Source organism: Geminicoccus flavidas, from assembly GCF_009806515.1.
In the GTDB taxonomy this organism is placed as follows: domain Bacteria; phylum Pseudomonadota; class Alphaproteobacteria; order Geminicoccales; family Geminicoccaceae; genus Geminicoccus; species Geminicoccus flavidus.
In genome coordinates this window covers 1-2775 of record NZ_WUJP01000469.1, presented here as the reverse complement: position 1 = coordinate 2775, position 2775 = coordinate 1, and the positions used below count along the sequence as shown (strand labels likewise).

The window sequence follows — 2775 nt, the reverse complement described above, 5'->3', positions numbered from 1 at the left end:
CCTGGCCCAGCCCGATCACAAGCCAGGCCCATACGTCCGCCCATGCAACTGGCGGGCCCAGCGCCGCACCGGCAGTGAGCTGGGCGCGGCGGAACGTCCGCCTGCAGAGCTGGCCAGGCGTGAGCAGGGCCCTTGGCAGGTGCTCATCGACCCTGGCTTCGGCGCACCAGACCAGGCGCCGGCCCTGGCGTAGTATGCGCTGGAAGAACAGCTCGTCCTCGCCGTCGGCACCGGTGGCGGTGCTGGCGAGCAGGCGGAAGTTCGCCTTCAGCATTATCGCGTTGCGGATCTCGAACGGGACATAGGAGCCGCCGCTCTTGAACTGGAGCGGCCGGCGCAGCTCGAAGCTCGTGCCGGTCGCGGCATCGTTGCGATAGCTGAAGAAGCGGCGATAGACCTCGGCATCCCGCCGGCCCGCCTCGTCGGGCACGGCCTCCACCGGGCCCAGCACGACGTCCGGATCGTAGATCCGGGTGATTCGGAGCATGGTCTCCAGCCATGACGTTCCGGGCAGGGCGTGGTCGTCGAGAAAGGCCACGAACTCGCCGGCCGCCTGGTCGACGGCCAGGGCGCGAGCCTTGGCGACGCCCATGTCGCGCAGGTGCAGGAAGCGCAGGATCGTCCGGCTCTGCCCTGCGGCCCGCTCGACGATTGCCCGGGCCAAGCCATCGGCCGAGCGGTCGACCACGAGGAGCTCGATGGCGCCCGCATTGAAGCCGCTCTGCGCGTCGCAGCGCTCGATCAGCCGCGGGAGGAACTCCTGGCGGTGGCGGGTCAGGACGACCACGCTGACCAGGATCCGCTGCTCGCGCCGGTGGTCGGCGGCGATCCGGAGGATCTTGGGCGCATCGTAGAGGTAGCGCCGCCACATCCGCTTGGGCTCCTGGGCCAAGCGGTGCAGCCATTCGAGCTTGGCACGCTGCATCCACAAGGGTGCGCGCTGCAATTGGCCGGCGAGGAACAGTAGCGAGGCGCCCACACACAGGCCGATACCGACCGCCTGGCCGCGCTGCTTGATCCGGTGGGCCAGGATCTCCTGCTGCGGCGAGCCTACCGCCAGGAAGACGAAGCGGCTGGGATGGCGCTCCACGAACTGCGCGGCTTCCAGCACCGCTGCCGGGTCGCGGATGAAGCCCATCGGCGGGTTAAAGTGGCAGACGTTGCGCAGGTCGTAGCGCCGCTCGATCTTCGCGACCAGGTCTTCCGAGCCGCCGATGATCGTGATCCGCTCCTGCGGGTCGATCGTGTATTCGAGCATGATGGCGGTAAGGTCGGAGCCGGTGACCACCGGCAGTGAGACGCCGCTGAGCCGGCCGATCAGACTGACGATCCGGCTGTCGCACAAGGACAGCTCGGCATCCTCGTAGATCTCGACCAACTCGCCCCGGTCGCGCCAGTTGCGGACGACATGGTCGACATTGGGCGTGACGATGTAGGTGAACGGATCGTTGACCGTGCGGGTCTCGAGGTAGCGCAGCACGTCGCGCACGCCGACGCCGGTGAACGGCATCTCGCAGAATTTCTGCTTGAGCGGCCGGCTGCGCCCCGGCCCGCGAGCTGGGCCGGGAGCGGCAAGCAGCTCACCGGCCCGATTCATCTATATGTCCGGAAACTGTTGAATCGGAGATTATGAACATCAGGGTTGTTCAAATTCCTTCCGATCCCCGTACGAGGTGATTTTACTCGTCCGAGCGATACGCTACATCAGGCCGCATCGACATCTAGAGGAGTTTCCGTAAGTTCCAATGCGGCTCAGTGGTACAGTCGGGCGTCCGCAAGCCCGGTGCCGCCGCAACGACTTTGTCAGTTGCCGGTTAAATTCCGAATGTTCTGATGTGGATTTTCAAGATTTCCAATCATTCGTGATGCTGCCAGCAGATGGCGGAGCTTCCGCCTGGAGGCCGTATCTGCCGGCGGCGTGGGGGATTCCGTGTCGTTCCTGACCAAGCTGTTTCCGTGGACAAGAAATGAGCCGCAAGCGCAGCAATCGCATCCGGTCGGTCGGCCCGCCAGCCGGCACAGCATCCTGGTAGTCGACGACGACCCGCACCTGCGCGAGCTGGTGCGCTTCGCCCTGGAGCAGAAGGGCTATGCCGTTCGCGTCGGCGGCACCGGTGTGGATGCGATCCGGATGGCGCAGGAGAGCACCCCGGATCTGATCATCCTGGACGGCAACATGCCGGTCATGGACGGGCTCGACGCGCTGAAGAAGCTCAGGACCATCAAGGAAACCGAAAAGATCCCGGTGATCATGCTGACCATGCGCTCGCACCAGGTCGACATGATCTCCGGCTACCGCTTCGGCGCGCAGGAATATCTCACCAAGCCGATCGCGATCGAGCAACTCATGGTGAGCGTCCGCAAGCTGCTGGGCGGGCACTGAGGTCGTGGGGCCGAAAGCCGGGGAGAAACACTGGCGGTTCTCACGCCCGGCGGCGGACCTGCCGAGGAGTTCTTGCAGATGAGCGACGCCGCACTGCGCCGGATCCTTTATGTCGATGACGACGACGACTTGCGCTCGATCGCGGTGTTCGCGATGGAGGCGCTGGGCGGCTTCGAGGTGGCGGCCTGTGCCAGCGGGACGGAGGCGCTGGCCCGTGCCGCCGAGTTTCGGCCCCAGCTCCTGCTCCTAGACGTGATGATGCCGGAAATGGACGGGCCGGCCGTGCTACGGGCACTGCGCGGCCTGCCGGCCACCGCCGCCACGCCGGCCGTGTTCATGACCGCGGCCACCCGCCCGGAGGAGGTGGCCGAGTTCATGGCAGGCGGTGCGAT

General features: G+C 66.2%; 3 protein-coding genes. 2 read left to right on the top strand and 1 reads right to left on the bottom strand.

From position 1 onward, the window contains the following. Nucleotides 1-1597: WecB/TagA/CpsF family glycosyltransferase (locus EQG76_RS13145; protein ID WP_159714007.1), on the bottom strand; the 1597-nt coding region annotated here is incomplete at its 3' end. A gap of 333 nt (nt 1598-1930) precedes the next feature. Between EQG76_RS13145 and EQG76_RS13140 the strand changes: the two genes are divergently transcribed. Both EQG76_RS13140 and EQG76_RS13135 read left to right on the top strand, forming a co-directional pair. Continuing rightward, nucleotides 1931-2383 carry a response regulator transcription factor gene (locus EQG76_RS13140; protein WP_159714005.1) on the top strand — a complete coding sequence of 151 codons (453 nt, stop codon included), beginning with the start codon at nt 1931-1933 and terminating at the stop codon, nt 2381-2383. Nucleotides 2384-2461: 78 nt separating this feature from the next. Next, on the top strand, nt 2462-2775 hold a 314-nt coding region (locus EQG76_RS13135), incomplete at its 3' end, for a response regulator (protein ID WP_159714003.1).